Source organism: Pantoea sp. B9002 (assembly GCF_013385945.1).
Taxonomy (GTDB): Bacteria; Pseudomonadota; Gammaproteobacteria; order Enterobacterales; family Enterobacteriaceae; genus Pantoea.
This window is the reverse complement of record NZ_JACAPA010000020.1, coordinates 89,678-113,375: the sequence shown is the minus strand read 5'-3', so window position 1 is coordinate 113,375 and position 23,698 is coordinate 89,678. Positions and strand designations below refer to the sequence as shown.

General features: G+C 57.4%; 25 protein-coding genes. 15 read left to right on the top strand and 10 right to left on the bottom strand.

Features of this window, described 5'->3' with window-relative positions; translation table 11 throughout:
* Positions 1–5: 5 nt before the first annotated feature.
* The 5 genes from ruvA to aspS all read right to left on the bottom strand — a co-directional run bounded on the left by ruvA (position 6) and on the right by aspS (position 4,504).
* Positions 6–620, bottom strand: a complete 615-nt coding sequence (gene ruvA / locus HX773_RS12460; protein WP_007889559.1) for a Holliday junction branch migration protein RuvA — start codon at positions 618–620, stop codon at positions 6–8.
* A gap of 91 nt (positions 621–711) precedes the next feature.
* The gene (gene ruvC / locus HX773_RS12455; RefSeq protein WP_176971745.1) at positions 712–1,239 is read right to left on the bottom strand and encodes a crossover junction endodeoxyribonuclease RuvC; all 528 of its coding nucleotides are present in this window, start codon (positions 1,237–1,239) and stop codon (positions 712–714) included.
* Positions 1,240–1,276: 37 nt separating this feature from the next.
* Entirely contained in the window at positions 1,277–2,020 is a 744-nt protein-coding gene (locus tag HX773_RS12450) for a YebC/PmpR family DNA-binding transcriptional regulator (RefSeq protein ID WP_007889557.1), read from the bottom strand.
* Positions 2,021–2,291: 271 nt separating this feature from the next.
* Positions 2,292–2,723, bottom strand: a complete 432-nt coding sequence (nudB, locus tag HX773_RS12445) for a dihydroneopterin triphosphate diphosphatase (RefSeq protein WP_176971744.1) — start codon at positions 2,721–2,723, stop codon at positions 2,292–2,294.
* Positions 2,723–4,504: an aspartate--tRNA ligase gene (gene aspS / locus HX773_RS12440; protein ID WP_176971743.1), complete on the bottom strand. Its 1,782-nt coding sequence runs from the start codon at positions 4,502–4,504 to the stop codon at positions 2,723–2,725. The genes nudB and aspS overlap by 1 nt, the downstream gene beginning before the upstream one ends.
* Positions 4,505–4,736: 232 nt before the next feature.
* Here aspS and HX773_RS12435 point away from each other — a divergent pair, with 232 nt between their 5' ends.
* The 3 genes from HX773_RS12435 to cmoB all read left to right on the top strand — a co-directional run bounded on the left by HX773_RS12435 (position 4,737) and on the right by cmoB (position 7,330).
* On the top strand, positions 4,737–5,558 hold the full coding sequence (locus tag HX773_RS12435; protein WP_176971742.1) for a DUF72 domain-containing protein: 822 nt from the start codon (positions 4,737–4,739) through the stop codon (positions 5,556–5,558).
* A gap of 78 nt (positions 5,559–5,636) precedes the next feature.
* Positions 5,637–6,365, top strand: a complete 729-nt coding sequence (gene cmoA / locus HX773_RS12430; protein ID WP_097097065.1) for a carboxy-S-adenosyl-L-methionine synthase CmoA — start codon at positions 5,637–5,639, stop codon at positions 6,363–6,365.
* On the top strand, positions 6,362–7,330 hold the full coding sequence (cmoB, locus tag HX773_RS12425; protein ID WP_176971741.1) for a tRNA 5-methoxyuridine(34)/uridine 5-oxyacetic acid(34) synthase CmoB: 969 nt from the start codon (positions 6,362–6,364) through the stop codon (positions 7,328–7,330). Before cmoA ends, cmoB begins: the two co-directional genes overlap by 4 nt.
* 3 nt (positions 7,331–7,333) lie before the next feature.
* Here cmoB and HX773_RS12420 read toward each other — a convergent pair whose 3' ends face one another.
* The 3 genes from HX773_RS12420 to cutC all read right to left on the bottom strand — a co-directional run bounded on the left by HX773_RS12420 (position 7,334) and on the right by cutC (position 9,901).
* The gene (locus HX773_RS12420) at positions 7,334–7,954 is read right to left on the bottom strand and encodes a LysE family translocator (protein WP_176971740.1); all 621 of its coding nucleotides are present in this window, start codon (positions 7,952–7,954) and stop codon (positions 7,334–7,336) included.
* Positions 7,955–8,121: 167 nt separating this feature from the next.
* A complete protein-coding gene (locus HX773_RS12415) occupies positions 8,122–8,979 on the bottom strand; it encodes a hypothetical protein (protein WP_176971739.1) in 858 nt (285 codons plus the stop codon).
* Between the two features lie 169 nt (positions 8,980–9,148).
* The gene (gene cutC, locus HX773_RS12410) at positions 9,149–9,901 is read right to left on the bottom strand and encodes a copper homeostasis protein CutC (RefSeq protein WP_176971738.1); all 753 of its coding nucleotides are present in this window, start codon (positions 9,899–9,901) and stop codon (positions 9,149–9,151) included.
* A gap of 85 nt (positions 9,902–9,986) precedes the next feature.
* Here cutC and HX773_RS12405 point away from each other — a divergent pair, with 85 nt between their 5' ends.
* Entirely contained in the window at positions 9,987–11,126 is a 1,140-nt protein-coding gene (locus HX773_RS12405; protein ID WP_176971737.1) for a MalY/PatB family protein, read from the top strand.
* On the opposite strand, the gene HX773_RS12400 is transcribed toward HX773_RS12405, so the two are convergent.
* Positions 11,123–11,683: a VOC family protein gene (locus HX773_RS12400; RefSeq protein ID WP_176971754.1), complete on the bottom strand. Its 561-nt coding sequence runs from the start codon at positions 11,681–11,683 to the stop codon at positions 11,123–11,125. The genes HX773_RS12405 and HX773_RS12400 overlap by 4 nt on opposite strands.
* A gap of 311 nt (positions 11,684–11,994) precedes the next feature.
* Here HX773_RS12400 and HX773_RS25930 point away from each other — a divergent pair, with 311 nt between their 5' ends.
* From HX773_RS25930 to aroQ, 6 genes are all read left to right on the top strand, one after another.
* Positions 11,995–12,117 (top strand): hypothetical protein, encoded by a 123-nt coding sequence (locus HX773_RS25930; RefSeq protein ID WP_007889544.1) that lies wholly within the window; start codon positions 11,995–11,997, stop codon positions 12,115–12,117.
* Positions 12,118–12,287: 170 nt separating this feature from the next.
* On the top strand, positions 12,288–14,018 hold the full coding sequence (gene argS / locus HX773_RS12395) for an arginine--tRNA ligase (protein ID WP_176971736.1): 1,731 nt from the start codon (positions 12,288–12,290) through the stop codon (positions 14,016–14,018).
* A 388-nt stretch (positions 14,019–14,406) separates the two neighbouring features.
* Complete coding sequence (locus HX773_RS12390; RefSeq protein ID WP_176971735.1) at positions 14,407–15,786, top strand: aromatic acid/H+ symport family MFS transporter; 1,380 nt, start codon at positions 14,407–14,409, stop codon at positions 15,784–15,786.
* Positions 15,787–15,805: 19 nt separating this feature from the next.
* Positions 15,806–17,065, top strand: a complete 1,260-nt coding sequence (locus HX773_RS12385) for a gallate dioxygenase (protein ID WP_176971734.1) — start codon at positions 15,806–15,808, stop codon at positions 17,063–17,065.
* Positions 17,065–17,904, top strand: coding sequence for an amidohydrolase (locus tag HX773_RS12380; RefSeq protein WP_176971733.1), 840 nt, complete (start codon positions 17,065–17,067; stop codon positions 17,902–17,904). The genes HX773_RS12385 and HX773_RS12380 overlap by 1 nt, the downstream gene beginning before the upstream one ends.
* A complete protein-coding gene (gene aroQ / locus HX773_RS12375; RefSeq protein ID WP_176971732.1) occupies positions 17,901–18,332 on the top strand; it encodes a type II 3-dehydroquinate dehydratase in 432 nt (143 codons plus the stop codon). The genes HX773_RS12380 and aroQ overlap by 4 nt, the downstream gene beginning before the upstream one ends.
* Here the strand turns inward: aroQ and HX773_RS12370 are convergent, their stop codons facing one another.
* A complete protein-coding gene (locus HX773_RS12370; protein WP_176971731.1) occupies positions 18,333–19,559 on the bottom strand; it encodes a LysR family transcriptional regulator in 1,227 nt (408 codons plus the stop codon). It lies immediately after the preceding gene.
* Positions 19,560–19,689: 130 nt separating this feature from the next.
* On the opposite strand from HX773_RS12370, the gene galB reads away from it, so the two are divergent.
* The 5 genes from galB to HX773_RS12345 all read left to right on the top strand — a co-directional run bounded on the left by galB (position 19,690) and on the right by HX773_RS12345 (position 23,692).
* The gene (gene galB, locus HX773_RS12365; RefSeq protein ID WP_176971730.1) at positions 19,690–20,430 is read left to right on the top strand and encodes a 4-oxalmesaconate hydratase; all 741 of its coding nucleotides are present in this window, start codon (positions 19,690–19,692) and stop codon (positions 20,428–20,430) included.
* Positions 20,427–21,140, top strand: a complete 714-nt coding sequence (locus tag HX773_RS12360; RefSeq protein WP_176971729.1) for a 4-carboxy-4-hydroxy-2-oxoadipate aldolase/oxaloacetate decarboxylase — start codon at positions 20,427–20,429, stop codon at positions 21,138–21,140. The genes galB and HX773_RS12360 overlap by 4 nt, the downstream gene beginning before the upstream one ends.
* Positions 21,141–21,143: 3 nt before the next feature.
* Positions 21,144–22,232: a 4-oxalomesaconate tautomerase gene (locus HX773_RS12355; protein ID WP_176971728.1), complete on the top strand. Its 1,089-nt coding sequence runs from the start codon at positions 21,144–21,146 to the stop codon at positions 22,230–22,232.
* Between the two features lie 3 nt (positions 22,233–22,235).
* Complete coding sequence (locus HX773_RS12350) at positions 22,236–23,120, top strand: NAD(P)-dependent oxidoreductase (protein WP_176971727.1); 885 nt, start codon at positions 22,236–22,238, stop codon at positions 23,118–23,120.
* Between the two features lie 116 nt (positions 23,121–23,236).
* Positions 23,237–23,692: a heme-binding protein gene (locus HX773_RS12345; RefSeq protein WP_101764138.1), complete on the top strand. Its 456-nt coding sequence runs from the start codon at positions 23,237–23,239 to the stop codon at positions 23,690–23,692.
* Positions 23,693–23,698: the final 6 nt, after the last annotated feature.

Here is a 23,698-nt window from a genome sequence, read left to right as displayed (position 1 = left end):
TTACCTCAAATAGCTGCGCGCAGGGCTTCACGAATCAGGGTTTCGCAATCCGCATCCGGTTTACCGACTTTGCTGATCATACGGCTGGCTTCCTGCGGTTTATAGCCGAGGGCCACCAGCGCTGAAACCGCTTCGGCTTCAGCATCGTTATTGTCTTGTGCGGCGGAAGGCGTGGTCAACGTGAAGGTTGAATCACCCCCAAACAGATCGCCGTGCATACCAATAAAGCGGTCTTTCATCTCCACAATCAAACGTTCGGCGGTTTTTTTACCCACGCCCGGCAGTTTGATCAGGGAGGCAATCTCTTGTCGCTCAACGGCGGTCACGAACTGCTGGGCCGACATGCCAGACAGAATCGCCAGCGCCAGTTTTGGCCCAACGCCATTCACCTTTACCAGCTCGCGGAACAGCGTGCGTTCCTGCTTGTTATTGAAACCGAACAGCAGCTGCGCATCTTCACGTACCACAAACTGCGTAAAGATGATCGCTTCCTGATTGATCTCCGGCAGCTCGTAAAAGCAGGTCATTGGCATGTGCACTTCATAACCGACACCGTGCGCCTCAATCAACACCAGCGGCGGCTGTTTTTCCAGAATGTTGCCTCGTAAACGACCAATCACCTGAGCAGTTCCTTAATCTGTTAGTAAGCCTGAGTTTATAGCATAAAAAAGGCTGGATGAATATCCAGCCTAACTTAGCGTTTCGTTTCCGCTAACCCGAACGCATGCGCCCGCGCGTCATCACCAATTTCGTATCGCTGATACGTGCCGCATTTTGGCTCATATGGCAATGCGTAATGGCGATGGCCAGCGCATCGGCGGCATCCGCCTGCGGATTGGCCGGCAGTTTCAGCAAGGTTCGCACCATGTGCTGCACCTGACTTTTCTCTGCGCCGCCGGTACCGGTGATGGTTTGCTTTACCTGGCGCGCCGCGTATTCAAACACCGGCAAATCATGATTCACTGCCGCGACAATCGCCGCGCCGCGCGCCTGGCCCAGCTTCAGCGCTGAGTCAGCGTTCTTCGCCATAAACACCTGCTCGATGGCGAAGTAGTCGGGTGAAAACTGCGTGATGATTTCGCTAACGCCCGCGTAGATCAGTTTGAGGCGCGTCGGCAAATCGGTGACGCTGGTGCGGATACAGCCGCTGCCCAGATAGGTAAGCTGGCGGCCGGTTTGGCGGATAACACCGTAACCGGTGACGCGCGAGCCGGGATCGATCCCGAGAATTATCGCCACAGCGCGTCTCCGGTGAGTGGGGTTTTAAGCAACGCCATTACAGCGTTTCTGCGATCTCATCAGAGATTTCACCGTTATGGTAAACTTCCTGCACGTCGTCACAGTCTTCCAGCATGTCGATCAGGCGCAGCAGTTTCGGCGCGGTTTCGGCATCCATTTCGGCTTTAGTTGACGGGATCATCGAGACTTCAGCCGAGTCCGCTTTCAGGCCGCCCGCTTCCAGCGCATCACGCACCGCACCCATCTCTTCCCACGCGGTGAAGACATCAATCGCGCCGTCGTCATAAGCCACAACGTCTTCTGCACCTGCTTCCAGCGCCGCTTCCATCACCGCATCTTCGTCCTGACCTGGCGCGAAGGAGATCACGCCCTTCTTGCTGAACAGGTAAGAAACCGAGCCGTCGGTACCGAGGTTGCCGCCGGTTTTGGTGAAGGCATGACGCACTTCGCCCACGGTACGGTTACGGTTGTCGCTCAGGCACTCAATCATCACCGCTGAGCCGCCCGGACCGTAACCTTCATAAATGATGGTTTCCATGTTGGAATCATCTTCACCGCCCACGCCACGTGCGATGGCACGGTTCATGGTGTCGCGCGTCATGTTGTTAGACAGCGCTTTGTCCATCGCTGCGCGCAGACGTGGGTTAGAACCCGCATCGCCACCGCCCAGTTTCGCGGCGGTGACCAGCTCGCGAATGATTTTGGTGAAGATTTTACCGCGCTTAGCGTCCTGAGCAGCCTTGCGGTGCTTGGTGTTCGCCCATTTACTGTGTCCAGCCATCTTACTTTATCTCCGATCTTATCAATCGCACGGGCTATCTTACTTGCGATCTCGGCTCCCGGCAGTGCTCGCAATCCTCACATACATAAGTACGCTCCGGTTGCTGTGCGCTGGCGGTAACCGACCTCGCTGCGACGATTACGCCCGACTGTTCAATTTTAGTGGTGCAGGTTTCACGTCCTGCTCCGGGTTTAAGGGACGAAGGAATAACTTCGTCGAATTCACGGAATTTAACTGAACTGCCACCGGAAAAACGCGCGGCGGCGAGCATTCAGATAAATTCTTCAATCGCCTGGCGGTTACTCCAGGACTTGGTGAGGGCTGCGGCAGCGGCGGGTTCGAGCCAGCGCGCGGCGAGATGCTCGGTGAGCAGCAGCTCGCGTTCTGCGGGTATGGCCAACCTAAACCAGTGTTCGCGATTGTGCGTGGTGCCCGGTGCGTAACGATGGCGATAGTGCGGGAAGATCTCAAACTCGATTTGCTTGTGGCAATCGTCCAGCACTAACTTTTCGTGCGCAATATCGATGGCGAGTTCTTCTAACACTTCGCGCTGAGCCGCCTGGCGCGGGGTTTCGCCCGCTTCCAGGCTGCCAGTGACCGATTGCCAGAAGCTGTCGTCATCACGTCGCTGCAGCATTAACACCCGGCCGGTATCGCGGGCAAAAATCACCACCAACACCGAAACCGGATGTTTAAAGCCCATTACTTGTTCTCTGTCTTTTCTTTCTTCGGCGCCACCAGAATGCCGAGGTCCAGCAGCGCAGCTGGATTGGCTTCGCTTGGGGCTTCGGTCATCATGCACGCTGCGGCGGTGGTTTTCGGGAACGCGATCACATCACGGATGTTATCGGTGCCGGTCAACAACATGGTCAGACGATCCAGACCAAATGCCAGGCCCGCGTGCGGTGGCGTACCGTATTTCAGCGCATCAAGCAGGAAGCCAAACTTCTCACGCTGCTCTTCTTCGGTGATACCGAGGATGCTGAATACCGTCTGCTGCATTTTACCGCTGTGGATACGCACGGAACCGCCGCCCACTTCGTAGCCGTTAATCACCATATCGTAAGCATTGGCCACCGCTTGAACTGGATCGGTTGCCAGCTGTTCTGCGCTCAGGTCTTTCGGCGAAGTGAACGGATGGTGCATCGCTGCCAGGCCGCCCTCTTCATCTTCCTCAAACATAGGGAAGTCGATCACCCACAGCGGCGCCCAGGCTTTATCATCGGTGATCTGCAGATCGCGGCCCACTTTCAGACGCAGCGCGCCCAGCGCATCCGCCACCACTTTGGCGCGGTCCGCACCGAAGAAGATCAGGTCGCCATCTTGTGCGCCAGTGCGGTTGAGAATGTCTTCAACAATTTCTGCGCTGAGGAACTTGGCAACCGGGCTCTGTACGCCTTCGAAGCCTTTCGCGCGTTCGTTGATTTTCATCCACGCCAAACCTTTGGCGCCGTAGATTTCAACGAATTTGCCGTACTCATCAATTTGCTTACGCGTCAGCGCAGCGCCGCCCGGTACACGCAGGGCAGCCACGCGGCCTTTGGCATCGTTGGCTGGACCGGCAAACACCTGGAACTCCACGTTTTTCAGCAGATCGGCAACGTCCACCAGCTCCATTGGATTACGCAGATCTGGCTTATCTGAACCGTAACGGTTCATCGCTTCCGCAAAGGTCATCTGCGGGAAGTCACCGAGATCCACACCTTTGATGTTGATCCACAGTTCACGAATCAGACGTTCCATCTTTTCACGCACCTGCTCGGCGGTCATGAAAGAGGTTTCCACGTCGATCTGGGTGAATTCAGGCTGACGATCGGCACGCAGATCTTCGTCTCGGAAACACTTAACGATCTGATAGTAGCGGTCAAAACCCGACATCATCAGCAGCTGTTTGAACAGCTGTGGCGACTGCGGCAACGCGTAGAATTTACCTTTATGCACACGGCTTGGCACCAGATAGTCACGCGCGCCTTCTGGCGTGGCTTTGGTCAGCATTGGCGTTTCGATATCGAGGAAACCCTGGTCGTCCATAAAGCGACGCACGAAGCTGGTAATTTTAGCGCGGGTTTTCAAACGCTGAGCCATTTCCGGACGACGCAGGTCCAGATAGCGATACGTCAGACGCGCTTCTTCGCTGTTGACCTGGTTAGAGTCCAGCGGCAGCGGTTCAGCGCGGTTGATGATGTTCAGCTCATGGGCAAACACTTCTACTTCGCCGGTCGCCATGTCGCTGTTTTTGTTCTTTTCGTCACGTGCACGCACGGTGCCGGTGATCTGGATACAGAATTCGTTACGCAGCTCAGATGCCAGCTGGAAAGCGTCCTGACGATCGGCATCAAAGAACACCTGTGCGATACCTTCACGGTCACGCATATCGATAAAAATCAGGCTACCCAGATCGCGACGGCGATTTACCCAGCCGCAGAGAGTGACTTGCTGACCCACGTGAGACAGATTGAGCTGTCCGCAATATTCTGTACGCATAACGTATCCTTTTAACTTCGCCGCTGCTGCCAGACAACATCAGGCCGCGTAACCTTCTGAGATGCTGTCGCAAAAAAGGCGGCTATTATAATGGAAAAACCCAGGCAGGATAAGTGGAGCCCGATCAAAGCGGACAAAACATTATGCTTTATCGCGCTGTTTTTCCTGCCGACATCAAAACAGGGTACATTAAGCCGCCCTTTCCCGCCCCTAAAGGATTCAGGAGTTCGCGTTGACACTTCGCATTGGATTACCGCAATGGCAGCACGCGCAATGGAAACAGTTCGGTATTGAGACCTTAGCCGACTACGCGCAGCTGTTTGGATGTGTGGAAGGCAATACCACGTTGTATGCGCTGCCAAAGCCGGAAGTGGTGCTGCGCTGGCGCGATATGACGCACGACGATTTCCGTTTCTGCTTTAAGTTTCCCGATAGCATCAGCCACAAAGCGGCGCTGCGCGACTGCGATGAGTTGCTGAATGAGTTTTTCCGCTTGCTCGATCCGCTGAGCACGCGTATTGGTCAATATTGGCTGCAGCTGCCGGCGGCGTTTTCTCCGGCTCAGCTCGGCGATCTATGGTCTTTTCTCGACAGTTTGCCACGCAATTTCCGCTACGGCGTTGAGGTGCGGCATCAGGCGTTTTTTGCCAAAGGTGACGCCGAACGCGCGCTGAATCGCGGTTTACTGGATCGCGGGGTGAATCGGGTGATTTTAGATAGCCGTCCGGTGCACGCCTCAACGTCACAAACCGCCGCTGCCGTGGATGCGCGATCGAAAAAGCCGCGCGTGCCGCCGCATGCGGTGCGCACCGGGTCGCAACCAATGGTGCGTTTCATCGGCAGCGATAGCGTGGCGGAGAGCGTGCCGCTGTTTCAGCCGTGGCACAGTAAGCTGCAAGCGTGGCAGCTGGATAGCGATCCGCTGCTGTTTATTCATACGCCGGATATGGGCGAGGTGTTTCCGCTGATTCAGGCATTGTGGCCACAGTTGCAGCAGCTGGAGCCTGGGTTACGCGATCTGCCCGACTGGCCGCAGCAATCGAGCCTGTTCTAGACGCAACGCAAAGGGTGCAGCCTGCCCGCGTTTCTGCCAAAATAGCGCCCTTTCCGTTTTCTCTCCGGACCTTTCATTATGTCTGATCGCGATACGCTATTTTCCGCGCCCATCGATAAGCTGGGCGACTGGACCTTTGACGAGCGCGTAGCTGAAGTTTTTCCCGATATGATTCAGCGCTCGGTGCCGGGTTATTCCAACATCATTTCGATGATTGGCATGCTGGCAGAACGCTTCGTTCAGCCGAATAGCCAGGTTTACGATCTTGGCTGTTCACTCGGTGCCGCCACGCTGTCGGTGCGCCGTAATATTCATGTGCCGGGCTGCCAGATTATTGCCGTGGATAATTCGCCGGCGATGGTGGAGCGCTGCCGTCGCCACATCGATGCTTTCCGCGCGGATACGCCGGTGCAGGTGATCGAAGCGGATATTCAGGATATCCACATTGAGAACGCCTCTTTGGTGGTGCTGAACTTTACTCTGCAATTCCTTGAGCCGCCGGCACGTCTTGAGCTGCTGAAGAAGATTGTTAACGGATTGAATCCGGGCGGCGCATTGGTGTTGTCGGAGAAGTTTAGTTTTGAAGATGCCGATGTCGGCGAGTTGCTGTTTAACATGCATCACGATTTCAAACGCGCTAACGGTTACAGCGAGCTGGAGATTAGCCAGAAACGCAGCATGCTGGAGAACGTGATGCTGACCGATAGCGTTGAAGCGCACAAAGCGCGCCTGAAAACCGCCGGTTTCAAACATGCGGAGTTGTGGTTCCAGTGCTTTAATTTTGGTTCGTTGGTGGCGTTGAAATGATTGAGTTTGGCCGTTTTTATCAGCAGATCGCCACCGGCCCGCTCGCCAGTTGGCTGGAAGTGTTACCGGCGCAAGTCGCCGCATGGCAGCGTGAGAATCTGCACGGTAAGTTCCGCGACTGGGAGAAGTCAGTTGATTATCTGCCGCTGCTGACGCCGCAGAAGCTGGATTTGTTGCACAGCGTGAGCGCCGATGTTGAGGATCTGACCGATCGTCAGCGTCTTGGCATTGAGAATCTGCTGCGCAATTTGATGCCGTGGCGCAAAGGTCCTTATTCGCTGTACGGTACCGAGATCGATACCGAATGGCGTTCCGACTGGAAATGGGATCGCGTGTTGCCGCACATTTCGCCGTTGCAGCATCGCACGGTGCTGGATGTCGGCTGCGGTAGCGGTTATCACATGTGGCGCATGATTGGCGCGGGCGCGAAGCTGGTGGTCGGCATCGATCCGATGCAGCTGTTTTTGTGCCAGTTTGAAGCGGTGCGTAAGCTGTTGGGCGACGATCGTCGTGCGCATTTGCTGCCGCTGGGCATTGAGCAACTGCCGGCGTTACAAGCGTTTGATACCGTGTTTTCTATGGGCGTGCTTTATCATCGCCGTTCGCCGCTCGACCACTTGATGCAGCTGAAAAATCAGTTAGTCAGTGACGGAGAGCTGGTGCTGGAGACGCTGGTGATTGAAGGCGATGAGAACGCGGTGTTGGTGCCGGGCGAGCGTTATGCGCAGATGCGTAATGTGTACTTTATCCCTTCTGCGGCGGCGCTGAAGAGCTGGCTAGAGAAGTGCGGATTTGTCGATGTGCGCATCGCGGATTACGCGGTGACGTCCGTGCAAGAGCAGCGTCGCACCAGCTGGATGACCAGCGAGTCGCTGGCCGAGTTCCTTGATCCGCATGACAGCAGTAAGACCGTTGAAGGTTATCCCGCGCCGTTGCGCGCCGTGTTAGTCGCGCGCAAGCCGTAATGTTTAACGCCGCGATAGCGCCAGCTTCGCGGCGAAGCCAATAAACACGCAGCCCGTCAGGCGATCCATCACTTTCAGCACCGCTGGGCGACGCAGATGCGTCGCAAAGTATTGGCTGCTGCCAATCAGTACCGCATTCCACACCAAGCCAATCACCATGTGCGTCATCGCCATCAGCGTACACCACAGCGGCACCGAAGCGCCCGCCGGAATGAACTGCGGCAGGAAGGTGACGTAGAACACGCCGACTTTGGGGTTTAACAGGTTGCCAAAGAGTCCTCGCGTAAAGCAGGCCACATAGCTTTGCTCTTTACTCTGCGCGCGCTGCCCTTCTTCCGCTTGGGTGCGTGGGTTGATGAGTAATTTGACACCGAGATAGAGCAGATAGGCCGCACCGATCCATTTCAGCAGGTTATACGCCATTTCCGAGGCCAGCAGCAGCGCGCCCAAGCCCAAACCCACCGCAACGCCCCACACCAGACAACCCAGCGTGACGCCAAATGCCGTGGCAGATGCACGTTTCCAGCCTTGCGCAGCAGCCGAGCGCAGCACTAACGCAGTATCAAAACCGGGCGTGAGCGTGAGGATGGTGATGGCGAAGAGGAATGAAAGGATGAGTGTCATGTACGGGCTCCCTGTTTGGTTCACTGCGTTCCAGGCAAAGAATCAGGGCCGCTCCGTAAAGGCGTCGTGAACACGTCCTTGTGGACTCTGCCGCCGCATCCTTGCGGCGGAAGCTTTACTCCGCGGCCCTGATTATTTGCCTTAATGTGGGTTTTGTGTAGTTTGCTTTAATCTTGTGCGGCGGTTTCGTTGGGTGCGTTCCAATATTGGTATTTATAAGCGGAGCTGAGATGGCGTTCAATGGTGCCTTTGGCGAACACTTCGGTTTCATGCAGATAACTGAGCGTGCAGTTGCCCACTTCATCCCACAGCTGACACTCATCCACCGATCGCAGCGTGCTGACTGGCGTGGTCGCGGTGCCGTTCAAACGCAGTTCCCGCCACTGGTTATCGTAGCTGTAAGTATCTTTGCTGCGCGCGCTGGTGGATGAGGTCACCAATCCTTGTGGATTCCAGCGCCAGCTGCTTTCGCCGTTGGTCATGCTATCACTGCCGCGCGCCACGCTTTTTTCCACTCTGAACTGTTTGTCATAGCGATACGTAGTGTCAGTAAAGCCATCTTTGCCCATGCTGGTGAATTTATCGGATGAGCTGACGATGTTGCCATGCTGCCCGATTTGCCAGCTGATGGTGCCCTGACGGTTATCGACCACTTCCTCTTGTCCCGCTTTGATCACTTTGACCATGTAGGCATATTCCGCCACCCAGCCGCGCTGAACGCGGGCGATATGCTGTTCCATCGTCAGCAGGACGTTGCCTTCATTTTTGTCGTAGGAGATATCGGCCACCATCAAATCGCCGCACTGATCAAACTGGCCAAGTACGCGCTTTTGCGAGTTCACATCTTTGCCAAATTCGCCCGCCACCACCTGACGCACTGCGCCTTTGGCATCGCCGCCCAGCATGATCCAGTTGTTGCTGCTGGTGATGTTTTTGCTCATCGGCGGACACGCCGTGCTGACCGCCAGCGCGACACCGCAGTACGGGAGAAGCAGCATTAAAACGGTACAAGGGATGGATTTCATGAAGGTTATCCGTACGAAGCCATAGCGTAATCAAAGCATCATTTACTCGATCACGCTATCTCCGCGGGAATGGCAGATAAAAAGAACCCCAGTTAGAAGAACTGGGGTTGGTACTTGCAAACATCACGTCGTTGGGACTGGCGTGCTGCGCGGCAAAATCGGGGTGAATTCAGGCTACCCGGACGGCGCTCAACTGCGTCATGCTTTTCATGGCTTCAACCACATCACCATCAACGCAATAGCGACTGAATTCATCGGTTTCCGCTTCGGAGCACATGGAAACACCGGCTTTACGGTAGCGCATCGGCGAAGCGACTAAACGGCTGGCGGAGCTGTGGACTTCCTGCAATCCACTGTCGATGAACTTCTGGATGTTGCTCAAACGTACGCCCGCACCGGCCATAATAATCGGACCTGTGCTGTGTTCATTTAGTTCCCGTAATAATGCAATTCCTGCTTCGGCGCTCTGTTGCTGGCCAGAAGTCAGGATACGCGCGATGCCTAAATCAGCCAGCACCTCAAGTGAGCGTTTCGGGCTGTGGCATAAATCAAAGGCGCGATGGAAGGTGACGTCCATGCCGTCACACAGCTTCATAATCTGCTGCATACGGTCGATATCGACATGCGCATCTTCATCCAGCATGCCAATCACTAAGCCGGGGAAACCGAGCTCACGCATTAGCGCAACGTCCGATTTCATCGACTCAAACTCATAGTTGGTGTAACAAAAATCGCCGCCGCGCGGACGGACAATAGGATGTACCGGGATCGAAATTTCACGTCGTGCCGCTTCCAGCACGCCGGCTGAAGGCGTCAACCCACCTTCGCGCGGTGCGCTGCACAGCTCCACGCGATCGGCACCGGACAGCTGCGCAGTCATTGCGCAGTCGATGCCGTAGCAACAAATTTCCAGTTTCGTCATACCATGCTCCTTCTCATGACTTCTGGCTCGGGATGAATGCTTCAGTTAGTCTACTTAATTGGACAGTTTACGTGGAACTCGCACTATGGCATTCGATTTTAATCAATGGATAGACCGTCGTCACAGCGATAGTTTGAAATGGCACAAATATGGTGATCGCGATGTGCTGCCGCTCTGGGTAGCAGACAGCGATTTCCGTTCGCCGCCGAGTGTGATTGAGGCCATTAAACAGCGCGCTGAGCACGGAGTTTTTGGCTATGGCGCAACGCCAACCGGATTGATTGATATCACCCTTTCGCGTTTAGCGCAGCGCTACAACTGGCAGATTGAGCCGGACTGGATTGTGTTATTGCCCGGCGTGGTGTGCGGTTTGAATCTTTCGGTCCGCGCATTCACGGAGGTTGGCGAATCCACCGTTTCCCCGACGCCGATTTATCCGCCGTTTCGTGGCGCAGCAAAGCTGGCTGACCGCGCGCAGGTAAATTTACCGCTGCGTTTACAAGACGATCGCTGGGTGATGGATCTGGATGATAGCGCGATGCAGGGCAATGAACGCCTGCTGATGCTGTGTAATCCACAAAATCCAGGCGGCACGGTTTATCGTCGTGACGAGCTGGAAGCGCAGCTGGCATTTGCGCAGCAGCATGATTTGATCGTCTGCTCCGATGAAATCCATTGCGATTTATTGCTGTCACCCGGCGCGCAGCACATTCCATTTGCGGCCTTAAGTGAAGATGCCGCACAGCGCAGCATCACGCTGCTATCGCCGTCGAAAACCTTCAATATTGCCGGATTGGGCGCGTCGCTGGCGATCATTCCCAATCCAGAGTTGCGCGCACGCTTTAATCGTGTGCGGGAAGGCATCGTGCCTGGCGTGGATATTCTGGCGCTGGTGGCGGCCGAAGCGGCGTGGCGCGATGGCGATGAGTGGCTGGCGGCGCAGCTGGATTATCTGCGTGCCAATCGCGACTGGCTGGTGGCGCAGGTCAATGCGCTGCCAGAACTGCAGATGGTCGCGCCGGAAGCGACTTATCTCGGTTGGATCGACGCCAGCAAGCTGGATGTCGCCAGCCCAATGGATTACTTCGAGCAGCACGGTCTCGGTTTTTCACCGGGCCACGATTTTGGCGACGATAATTTCGTGCGCTTCAACTTTGGCTGTACGCGCGCCACGCTGGAACAGGCGGTCGCGCGTTTGCAAAAAGCGGTCGCGGCGCGCCGTTAAGCCTGCTCGCTGGCGACGATCTCTTCCAGTCGCCACGGATGAAACTTAATCGTGGTTTGCCCGTCCGTCACCGCCAGCGTCGGATTGGGCAAACGCTCGTTATCGCCTTTGGGCGCGCTGGTTTTAAACGAGATGCCCGGCTGCGTCAGCGCATCATCTGAAAGCAGCGCCATCGCCCGCACACCCAGCGTTTCCGGTTCTCCACGCAGCACAATCTCCACGTGTTCCCAGCCTTCATGGCGATACAGCTTTTCGCCCGGCCACGGCAGTTCAACCACATCGATTTGCCAGCCCGCCAGGTTCAATGGCTGATGCAGTTTGAACAGGCAGATCGGGCGACCATTGATCATTGCCTCGGAAAACTGTGTGCCGATTTGCAACAAGCCCGCTTTCCAGCGTTCTGCTGTCGCAAACTGGTGGCAGCGCACCGCGACATGATCGGCTTCATGTTCAGTCAGGCTAAGGCCTAAACGTTCGGAAAATTTCAGCAGCGACTGCTCAAAACGAGCCATGTCTTGTTTTAAATCATCCAATTCCGTAGGAAAGTGAGTCTGCATCATGCCTTACCCCTAATTCAGTTTAAATTTACTAATCAATATGAAATTTGCTACCCATTGATTCCGCTTGACAAAATTGTCGGATTCATCCGATTTGATCGCCAAAAAGGCTGAAAACCGCATAAATAGACCATTCATTTAGGATTTATCGCCAAATCAGGTCCAGCAGTTACTTTATGAAAGTGACCTAACCATCTGTTATTAATCACAATAGTTAATACAATGAGATAACTCTTATTTAAGTTGCAAACAATTGCAGCTTGAAACCCTTTCTTATAAATTTGGGTTTCACAACTACAAGGAACGGCCTTATGTCTATGCTCATTGTTGTCGCGGTCCTGATTGCATTAATGGGATTTGCAATTTCCCGCCATTGGAAGGTGCGTGAAGACAAAAGCGTTAAAAATCCTCGTCGTCACCCACGGCGCCGTTAATCGGCGCTGAGGGCCCGATGTTGCCTGTCATCAGATACCGAATAGCTGACTCACTTTAACATTTCACGTATACTTCCCCTCTTATTTTTCCGTCCCGCCGCGCAGTTGCGGGATGACGACATCGGCTCGCCGCCTACAGGCGGGCCTTTTCAGCATATGAAGGTAACGCGGTGAATATTCAGGCTCTTCTTTCCGACAAAGTCAGTCAGGCAATGATTGCGGCGGGTGCGCCTGCCGATTGCGAACCTCAGGTTCGTCAGTCTGCGAAGGTACAGTTCGGTGATTACCAGGCAAACGGTATGATGGCCGTAGCGAAAAAGCTCGGTCAGGCACCGCGACAACTTGCTGAGCAGGTGATTCAGCATCTGGATCTTAACGGCATCGCCAGCAAAGTCGAAATCGCCGGTCCCGGCTTTATCAATATCTTCCTCGATCGTGCATGGCTGGCGGCGCAAACCGCGCAGGCGCTGCAGCTGCCGCGTCTTGGCGTGAGCGCGGTTGCGCCGCAAACTATCGTGGTGGATTACTCCGCGCCCAACGTGGCGAAGCAGATGCACGTCGGTCACGTTCGCTCCACCATCATTGGGGATGCGGCAGTGCGCACGCTGGAGTTCCTCGGCCATAACGTGATCCGCGCCAACCACGTCGGCGACTGGGGCACGCAGTTCGGCATGCTGATTGCCTATCTGGAAAAGCAGCAGAACGAACATCACGAAGAGATTGCGCTGGCTGACCTGGAAGCCTTCTACCGCGAAGCCAAAGTGACCTACGATGCCGACGAAGCTTTCGCCGAGCGCGCGCGTAATTACGTGGTGAAGCTGCAGGGTGGCGACGAATATTGCCGCAGCATGTGGAAGAAACTGGTCGATATCACCATGAGCCAGAACCAGCTGGTGTATGACCGCCTGAACGTGACGCTGACGCGCAAAGATGTGATGGGTGAAAGCCTGTACAACGACATGCTGCCGGGCATCGTCGCCGATCTGCGTGAAAAAGGCCTGGCAGTGACCAGCGAAGGCGCCACGGTAGTTTTCCTTGATGAGTTCAAAAACAAGGAAGGCGAACCGATGGGCGTGATCATTCAGAAGAAAGATGGCGGCTATCTCTACACCACCACCGACATCGCCTGCGCCAAATACCGTTTCGAAACGCTGCATGCCGATCGCGTGCTCTATTACATCGATTCCCGTCAGCATCAGCATCTGCAGCAGGCGTGGACCATCGTGCGTAAAGCCGGTTACGTGCCGGAATCGGTACCGCTTGAACATCACGCGTTCGGCATGATGCTGGGTAAAGATGGTCGTCCATTCAAAACCCGCAGCGGCGGCACTATTCGCCTCGCCGATTTGCTGGATGAAGCGGTAGAACGTGCGCATGCGTTGGTGAGCGAGAAGAATCCAGAGATGTCAGCGCAGGAGCTGAAAGATCTGTCGGAAGTGGTTGGCATCGGCGCGGTCAAATACGCTGACCTGTCAAAAAGCCGCACCACCGATTACATCTTCGACTGGGACAACATGCTGGCCTTCGAAGGCAACACCGCGCCTTACATGCAATACGCCTACACGCGCGTGCTGTCTGTGTTCCGCAAAGCCGGCATTGATGCCGATAGCCTGAGCGGCGACATCGTGCTGACCGAAGAGCGTGAAGCGCAGCTGGCCACGCGTCTGCTGCAGTTCGAAGAAGTGATTACTCAGGTCGCGCGCGACGGCACGCCACACGTGATGTGTGCTTACCTCTACGATCTGGCCGGCCAGTTCTCTGGCTTCTACGAACACTGCCCAATTCTCTCCGCCGAGGACGAGAATATCCGTCAGAGCCGCCTGCAGCTGGCCGCGTTAACCGCGAAAACGCTGAAGCAAGGTCTGGATACGCTGGGCATTAAAACCGTCGAACGCATGTAATATATCTGGCGGAGAGCGCCGCAACGGCTCTCCGCTGCTTTCCCTTCTGACAATATTCTGCTCTTCAGCCTGCTCTGAATAGCGCTTCTGCCCTGCCCAATACCCGCCATTTCTCAACCTCGACACGCTTTCTCATTTTTCCGACACAGCTCACCAAATAAACAAAACTCATACCTTCATAACCATTTTATGGCAGACAAACTCGCACGCCATCCCTAATTTGGTTATGGAAGCAAGAACACAAAAACATGCAACAAGCTGTTTTAAAAGCTAAAAACTATAAAACTTACCCCTGCAATCGGGTTAAAGTGATGCCCCCGGCCAATGTCAGGGCAGAAAAAAATCTCAACCCGATAACGTCATTAATAAAAAAATCAGAGCGTATCCTATGAGCAATCACGACATTATCGATGTAAAAGGCTGGATCGACGCCCGCCCGATCACCGGATACCAGTGGCTGACCCTCAGCCTGTGTTTCATCATCATCATGTTTGATGGCTACGACGCGGCAGCGATGGGTTTCATTGCGCCCGCGTTGATTGAAGACTGGGGCATCAGCCATGCGGAAATGGGGCCGATTCTCGGTGCCGCGATGTTCGGCGTGGCGATTGGCGCGCTGATTGCAGGTCCGTGGTCCGACAAATTTGGCCGCAAACGCGTGCTGCTGCTGTCGATTGCCGTCTTCGCGTGCTTCAGCCTGATGAGCGCTTTCGCCCGCACGCCGCTGGAGATGGGCGTATTACGTTTTCTCACCGGCCTCGGTCTCGGTGCGGTGATGCCGAACTGCGTCACGCTGGTGTCGGAATATATGCCGGAGCGCCGCCGCAGCCTGATGATCACCGTGATGTACAGCGGGTTTAATATCGGTTCCGGACTGGGCGGATTCATCGCCGCCGGCATGCTGCCGCACTTTGGCTGGCAAGCGGTGCTGGGTTTGGGTGGCTTGCTGCCGTTGCTGATGTTACCCCTGCTGCTGTGGCTGCTGCCGGAATCAGCGATGTACATGGTGGTGCGCAAAGTCAGTCGCGACAAGATTGCCACGGTACTCAAACGTCTGGGCGGCGAGTTCTCCGCTGGCACCGCCTTTGTGCTCAATGCGCCAATCATCCCGAAAAAGGCGCAGGTGCTGCAGCTGTTCAGCCGCGGCTATGCGGGCGGCACGGTGGTGTTATGGCTTACCTACTTCATGGGGCTGTTTGTCATCTACCTGCTTAACGGCTGGCTGCCAACCATCCTGCGTTCTGGCGGCGTAACGCTAGAGCGTGCGGCGATTGTGGCGGGCTTATTCCAGCTCGGCGGCACCTTTGGCGGCCTGATGGTCGGTGGGCTGATGGACCGTTTCAAAGCGAAATATGTGATTGCCCTGTTCTATCTGCTGGGCAGCTTCTGCCTGGTGTCGCAGGGCATCTGGAGCTTTGGCCCGAATGTGCTGGCGCTGCTGGTGTTCTTCGCCGGCGTCTGCATCAACGGTGCGCAAACCGGATTGCAGGCCTTCTCCCCGGCCTTTTATCCCACTGAAATGCGCGCCACCGGCGTGTGCTGGATGCACGGCATTGGTCGCAGCGGCGCCATTATCAGCTCGTCGCTGGGCGGCGTGCTGCTCGGCGTGTTCCCTGGGCAAACAGCCATTTTTATCGTTTTGTCGCTCCCGGCAGTTTTGGCGGCACTTTCCATCACCCGACATCACCCTGCACAGGTGGCCCGTCAGGTTAAAGGCATCGACCTTAACGACCTGCCGTCCCTGTCGCGTACCCTCAATAATCGATGAAGTAGAGGTCAAAAAAATTATGGCTAAAATCATAGGCGGTTTAGCGGTTTCCCATACGCCCACCATTGGCTTTGCGGTTGATCACAACAAGCAGCAGGAAGGCGCATGGGCCCCGATTTTCGATGGCTTTGCGCCGATGCAGCGCTGGCTGGAGGAGAAGAAACCGGACGTGCTGCTGTATGTGTTTAACGATCACGTTACCTCCTTCTTTTTTGATCACTACTCGGCGTTTGTGCTGGGCATTGATGACGAATATGCCGTTGCGGATGAAGGCGGCGGCCCGCGCGATCTGCCGCCGGTAAAAGGCCATGCGGCGCTGTCACAACATATTGGTGCCAGCCTGATGGCGGATGAGTTCGATATGTCATTCTTCCAGGACAAAGCGCTGGATCACGGCCTGTTTTCACCGCTGTCGGCGCTGGCACCGTGGCAAGGCGGCTGGCCGATGCAGGTGGTTCCGCTGGCGGTTGGCGTTTTGCAGTTCCCGATCCCGACGGCGCGTCGCTGCTATAAACTTGGCCAGGCGCTGAAGCGCGCGGTAGAGAGTTTCCCGGAGGATCTGAACGTTGCGGTGGTCGCGACCGGCGGCGTTTCACATCAGGTACACGGCGAGCGCTGCGGCTTCAACAACCCCGAATGGGATGCGCAGTTTATCGATCTGTTGATCAACGATCCTGAGCGCCTGACCGAAATGACGCTGGCTGAATACGCCACGCTCGGCGGTCTGGAAGGTGCGGAAGTGATTATGTGGCTGATCATGCGCGGTGCGCTGTCGGCCAACGTCGAGAAACTGCATCAGGATTACTATCTGCCTTCGATGACCGGGATCGCCACGCTGATCCTCGAAAATCAGTCACGCGAAGCGCCGGTCGATGTGCATCAGCGTCAGCGCGATAAGATCAACCTGCAGCTCAGCGGCGTGGAAAAACTGCCCGGCACCTATCCGTTCACCCAGGCGCGCAGCCTGAAAGCGCTGCGCATCAACCGCTTCCTGCACCGCATGATTCAGCCAGAGTGGCGTAAGCGTTTCCGCGAAGCTCCGCAGGTGCTGTATCAGGAAGCCGGGCTAAGCGCTGAAGAGCAAACGCTGATTACCCAGCTCGACTGGCGCGGCATGATCCATTACGGCGTCAGCTTCTTCCTGCTGGAAAAACTGGGTGCGGTGGTGGGCGTCTCTAACCTGCATATCTACTCGGCGATGCGCGGTGAAACGCTGGAACAGTTCCAGCAGACGCGCAATCAGCAGGTGCTCTACTCGGTAGCGGGGAAAGCAGACTGATGTTTACGCAACCGGTCATCGATTGTCATCACCACGTATTTGATCCCGTAAACTTTCCCTGGGCGCCCGAGAGCGCCTATAACCCGGACGGACACGAGCTGGCGACGCCGGATTACTATCGCGCCGTGATGCAGGCGTACAACATCCGCCACTCGCTGATTGTCGGCCCGACGTCGGGATATAACACCGATAACCGCTGCCTGCTGGATACCATCAAGCGCGGTGAAGGACGTTTTAAAGGTATTGCCGTCACGCCGCGTGACGTGGATAGCGACACGCTCGCCAGCCTGAAAGATCAAGGCATCGTCGGCATTGCGCTTAACGTGGCGATGCTGGGCACCGAGCCGTTTATAAAGCTTGATGCCCTGATGGGCAGGCTGGCGGAGCTGGATCTCTTTGCCCAGATTCAGGTGCAGAACGACCAGCTGCTGGCGCTGATGCCGCTGCTGTCACGCACCCGCACGCGTTTGCTGATCGATCACTCCGGTCGGCCAGACGTCAGCGCGAGCGTAGCGCAACCGGCCTTTCAGGCGCTGCTGTCGCTGGCCGGTCAGCAGCGCACCAGCGTTAAGCTGTCCGGGCTGGCGAAATTCTCCCGACAGCCGTATCCCTTCAGCGATGGTCATCCTTACCTGCTGGCCTTGCTGGACGCTTTCGGCGCGGAAAATTGCATGTGGGGTTCGGACTGGCCCTTCCTGCGTGCCACTGAACGCATGGATATGGGCACGCAACTGCTGCTGATCGAACAGCTGATCCCCGATGAAAAGAGCCGCCGTCAGGTGCTTTGGCACACGCCACAGCGGCTGTTTGGTTTTACTGAATTACAGGAGTCACGATGAGAAGCATCTATGTACTGAACGGCCCGAACCTCAATCTGCTGGGCACCCGCGAGCCAGAAACCTACGGCTCCGATACGCTGCAAAGCGTCGAAGCGCTGTGCCGCGCCACGGCGGAAGAGCTGGGCGTGGCGATTGAGTTTCGCCAGACCAATCACGAAGGGGAAATGATCGAGTGGATTCAGCAGGCACGGCTGGAGGCGCAGGCGCTGGTGATCAACCCAGCGGCGTGGACACACACCTCGGTGGCGATCCGCGATGCGGTCACCGGCGTGGCGTTGCCGCTGTGGGAAGTGCACATCACTAACGTGCACAAGCGTGAGCCGTTCCGTCATCACTCCTATCTTTCCGACGTCGCGCAGGGCGTTATCTGCGGCTACGGCATTCGCGGTTACCGCTATGCGTTGATGGAAGCGGCGCGCGTCGGCTGATTACTCATCCTGCCCGCACACTTCACGCAGGCAGCGGATCAACGCATCCGCTGCCGGTGAGTGCAGACAGCCCGCACGCACCGTCAGCCCGATGGCGCGATCGGTATCCGGTAACGGCACCGGCAGCGCCACTAGCGCGCCGGACGCCAGCTCCACTTCCAGCTGGTGAGCGGAGACCGCCGCCAGCATATCCGACTGCATCAGCAAGCCGCGCACCAACGCCAGATCGCCGGTCTCCACCACCGGATCGGGCGCCGGAATGCCCATCGCCTGAAAACTGTTATTCAGCAGATAACGCGCCGGCGTGGCCGAACGCGGCAGCACCCAACGCGCAGCGCGCAGATCATCGGTAGAAAGCTCACGTCCCACCAGCGGATGATCGTGACGCGCCAGCAGCACCATACGTTCGGAGAACAGCGTCTCGCGCGTGACGTCCAGCGCATCTTCATCGCGGCGCAGCGCGCCAAAGATAAAATCGATATCGCCCGAGCGCATCTCCGAAGCCAGCACGCCAAAGGCGCTTTCACTGGTCACCACGCGTACGCCCGGATAACGCGCCGTCAGCATCACAATCGCCTGCGGCAAGATGCGCGTGCGGCCCAGCGGCAATGCGCCAACGCGCACCGTTCCCTCGAGTATCCCGCTGCGAGCGGCAATATCGGCCGGAATGTGGCGCAGTTCATTGAGCGCACGCCGCACGTTGGCTTCGATTTCACGCCCGGCCAGCGAAGGCATCATGCCGTGCGGCGTGCGCTCCAGCAGCGCGATGCCCGCGCCGTTTTCCAGCACGCGCAGCGCGGCGCTCACCGCCGGCTGGCTGAGTCCGAGACGTGCCGCCACCGTCTGCATATGCCGCGTCTGACACAGCGTGATAAAAATTTGCAGCCGACGCACGTTAAACAGCCACAGCGGTTCCGCGTCGCTGCGCTGCGCACCGCGTCCCTGCAATTTAGCCAGCCGCTGCGGCACCTGATGCAGCTCCTCAATCGCCCGCAGCGCGCGCGGCAGCACACATTTACCGAAGTCAGTCAGCATCATGCCACCGGCGTGACGTTCAAAAAGCGTCACGCCTAACGTGAGCTCAAGGTCGCGAATGGCGCGGGTGATTGCTGACTGGGTGCGAAATAATTCATCTGCCGCCCGTGAGACACTGCCTTGTGCCACCACCTGACTAAATGCCCTGATTTGCATCAGATTTGTCAGCTCCTGCGTGCCCTTTTCCGCCATCTTTCCCTGCCTGTTTTCGCCACCGATCGATGTCGCAATATAAATAAAACGCATACCCGCTGCAATTAAATTAATTATCGCCGCCAGGTTGGCGGTGACAGCATGGAAAAAAACAGCGGAGGAGTATGCCATGACTAACAACACCCCAAAAAAAACCGCGCTGGTGGTCAGCGCTCACTCAGCAGATTTCGTCTGGCGCGCCGGCGGTGCCATTGCGCTGCACCATGCGCAGGGCTATGACGTCCACGTTGTCTGTCTTTCATTTGGCGAGCGCGGCGAGTCGGCCAAGCTGTGGCGCAAAGGGGAGATGAGCGAGGCGAAAGTCAAAGCCGCTCGCCGCAGCGAGGCGCAAGCCGCCGCCGAGATTCTCGGTGCCAGCATCGAATTTTTTGATCTCGGCGATTATCCGCTGCGTGCCGATAAAGAAACCCTGTTCCGCCTGGCGGACGTCTATCGCCGGGTGCAGCCGCACTTTGTTCTGACTCACTCGTTGCAGGATCCCTACAACTACGATCACCCAATGGCCACGCATCTGGCGCAGGAGGCGCGCATTATCGCCCAGGCCGAAGGCTACCGCCCGGGCGAAAAAATCGTCGGTGCGCCGCCGGTGTACTGCTTCGAACCGCACCAGCCTGAGCAGTGCAACTGGAAGCCGGATGTGCTGCTGGATATCACCTCGGTGTGGGACAAAAAATATCAGGCGATTCAGTGTATGGCCGGGCAGGAACATCTGTGGGAATACTACACGCGCGTGGCACAGCAGCGCGGTGTGCAGGCCAAGCGTAACGTCGGGATTACCACCAGCCGCGACATCATTTATGGCGAAGGCTATCAGAGCATCTTCCCGCGCGTAACGGAGGATCTGGCATGAGCATCATCGCGAAAAAAGGCGTCGCGGTGCGTAACATTCCGCGCGCGGCAGCCGCAGATATCGACGCGCTGGCGCGCTTTGGCGTCGCCACCGTGCATGAAGCGCAGGGGCGCAAAGGCTTGCTCGATCCCGCCCTTCGCCCGATTCAGCAGGATTGTGCCATCGCTGGCAGCGCGGTCACCGTGCTGGTGGCGCCGGGTGATAACTGGATGTTTCACGTCGCGGTGGAACTCTGTCAGCCGGGCGATGTGCTGGTGGTCGCGCCGACCTCGCCGTGCAGCGACGGCTTCTTCGGCGATCTGCTGGCGACCTCGCTGCAGGCGCGCGGCGTGCGCGGGCTGGTGGCGGATGTCGGTGTGCGCGATAGCCGCACGTTGCGCGAGATGGGCTTTGCCGTCTGGTCGCGTGCGGTGTATGCGCAGGGCACGGTGAAAGAGACGCTCGGTTCGGTAAATGTGCCGCTGGTATGTGCCGGGCAGCTGATCTGGCCGGGTGACGTTATCGTGGCTGATGACGACGGCGTGGTGGTGGTGGCACGCGATGAAGCCGCCAGCGTGGCGGCCAAAGCGCGTCAGCGTGAAGAGCTGGAAGAGAGCAAACGCCTGCGTTTAGCGGCCGGTGAGCTGGGCCTCGATATCTATCAGATGCGTCCACGCCTGGCGGAAAAAGGACTGCGCTATCTCGACACGCTCGATCAACTGGAGGAGTAAATCATGCGCCAGCGTCGCATTCCCTGCTTACTGATGCGCGGCGGCACCTCGAAAGCCGCCTGCTTTCTGGCACAGGATCTGCCAGCAGATCCGGCAGCCCGCGATCGGGTGCTGCTGGCGGTGATGGGATCGCCCGATATCCGTCAAATTGATGGCCTCGGCGGGGCCGATCCGCTCACCAGCAAAGTGGCGATCGTCAGCGCTTCGCGGCGGGACGATGCCGATGTCGATTACCTGTTTGCCCAGGTCAACGTCGATCAAGCCCGCGTCGATTACGGGCAAAACTGCGGCAATATCCTCGCCGCCGTCGGGCCTTTCGCCGTCGAACGCGGGCTGGTCAAGGCAGGCAGCGAACGCACCCGCGTGCGCATTTTCATGCAGAACACCGGGCAGATTGCCGAGGCGGCGTTCGCCACACCCGACGGTGAAGTCGACTATGACGGTGATCTGCGCATTGATGGCGTGCCGGGCAGCGCAGGCGAGATCGCCCTCACCTTCAAAGATATTGCCGGTTCGAGCTGTGGCGCGCTGTTGCCGACCGGTCAGCCGCGCGATCGTTTTGATGGCATCGACGTCACCTGCATCGACAACGGCATGCCGGTGATTCTGGTGCGCGCGGCGGATGTCAATCGCAGCGGCTATGAAAGCCGCGACGCGTTGGATAACGACAGCGAGCTCAAGCAGCGGCTGGAGTCGATCCGCCTGCAGGCCGGGCCGCGTATGAATCTGGGTGATGTCAGCCAGCGTACAGTGCCCAAAGTCACGCTGCTGGCCGAAGCGCGTCACGGCGGCGCAATCAGCTCACGCACCTTTATTCCGCACCGCTGCCACGCCTCGATTGGCGTGCTTGGCGCGGTCAGCGTCGCCAGCGCCTGCCTGATCCCCGGCAGCGTCGCCGACGGACTGGCACGCACCAGCCAGCAACCTCAACAGCGCCTGAGCGTGGAACATCCCAGCGGCGAATTCAGCGTGTTGCTGCAGCGCGAAGGCGATAACCCGCTGGCGGGCTGCGGTCTGCTGCGCACCGCACGCGCCATTTTCGCCGGTGAGGTCATGATTCCGGCGGCGGTCTGGCCATTCAGCAAGGAGTAATTGATGAACATCACCTTTATCGGTTTTGGCGAAGCGGGCGGCATTCTCGCCCATGATTTACAGGCGCAGGGCAATGCGGTGACGGTATGGGATCGCAAAGCCCTCGCGGCAGAAACCCTGCCCGCGCTGCAGCAAAAAGCGCAGCAGAGCGGCGTGCGGCTGGCCGCTTCGCTGGCGGATGCATTGCAGGACGCCGCGCTGGTGTTCTCCACCGTTACCGCGTCGCAGGCATTCAAGGTGGCGCAGCAGGCGGCAGCGCTGTTACAGGCTGGGCAGCATTTTCTCGATCTCAACTCGGTGGCACCGCACACCAAACGCGCCGCGGCCGAAGTGATTCACGCTGCGGGTGCCAGCTATATCGACGTGGCGGTGATGGCGCCGGTGCCGCCCAAGCGGCTGGCGACACCGCTGCTGATTGGTGGCGCTCAGGCTGAACAGGTGCAACCGCTGCTGCAACAGCTGGGTCTTAACAGCCGCCTGCTGGGTGACGAAGTGGGTGAAGCGTCGGCGATTAAGATGTGCCGCAGCGTGATGATCAAAGGCCTCGAAGCGCTGACCACCGAATGCCTGAGCGCGGCGCGCCAGTATGGCGTAGAGCAAGCGGTGCTCGACTCGCTGCACGCCAGTTTCCCGTCGCTGGGCTGGAACGATCAGCTGCCGCACTACCTGATTAGCCGCGTGGCGGAGCACGGCCAGCGACGCGCTGAAGAGATGCAGGAAGTGGTGAAAACGCTGCAGGACGTCAAGGTACCGGCCGCCATGAGCGCAGCGATTGTTGCCACGCAGCAAGGGCTGATTGATGCGTTAAACGCCCGTTCCCTGCGCTATCAACAACTGACGCCGTTCGTCTGGCAACAGACGCTGGATAAGATCTATCCACCTCAATGAGTTATACGCATAGAGGTATGCGTTTTGTTTATCGGCAATTGTTTACATTTTTGCAACAGCGTAGCGTAAGCGAGACGAGAAGCACGTTTTAAAACAATAAATATCGGAAGCAAAACATGAAGATTAGAGCATCTGTCGCCCTTTCCCTGCTGCTGGCAGCGGGTATTGGCCAGGCCAGCGCCGCCGCGCTGGACGCCAGCCACACCAACCAGGTGATGACCAGTGTTAAAAACAGCATCAGCGCGCAGCACAGCACCGGCTGTGTAGCAGTGGTTGATGCCAGCGGTACGCTGCTGGCCTTCCAGCGCCTTGACGGCGCATCGCCGGGCTGCGTCGATGCCGCCATTGGCAAAGCGCGCACCTCGGCGCTGTATCACGCCCCTTCCCTGAAATTTATGCAGCGTCTGCAGAGTGGCGAAACCACGGTTCTCGCCATCCCGCACGCTGTGGCGCTCGGCGGCGGTTTCCCGCTCACGCTGCAGAATGAAGTGGTCGGCGCCGTCGGCGTCAGCACCCCCAAACAGGATCTGGATAACCAGGCTTCAGAGGCTGCCGCTCAGGCGCTGAAATAACTCTCG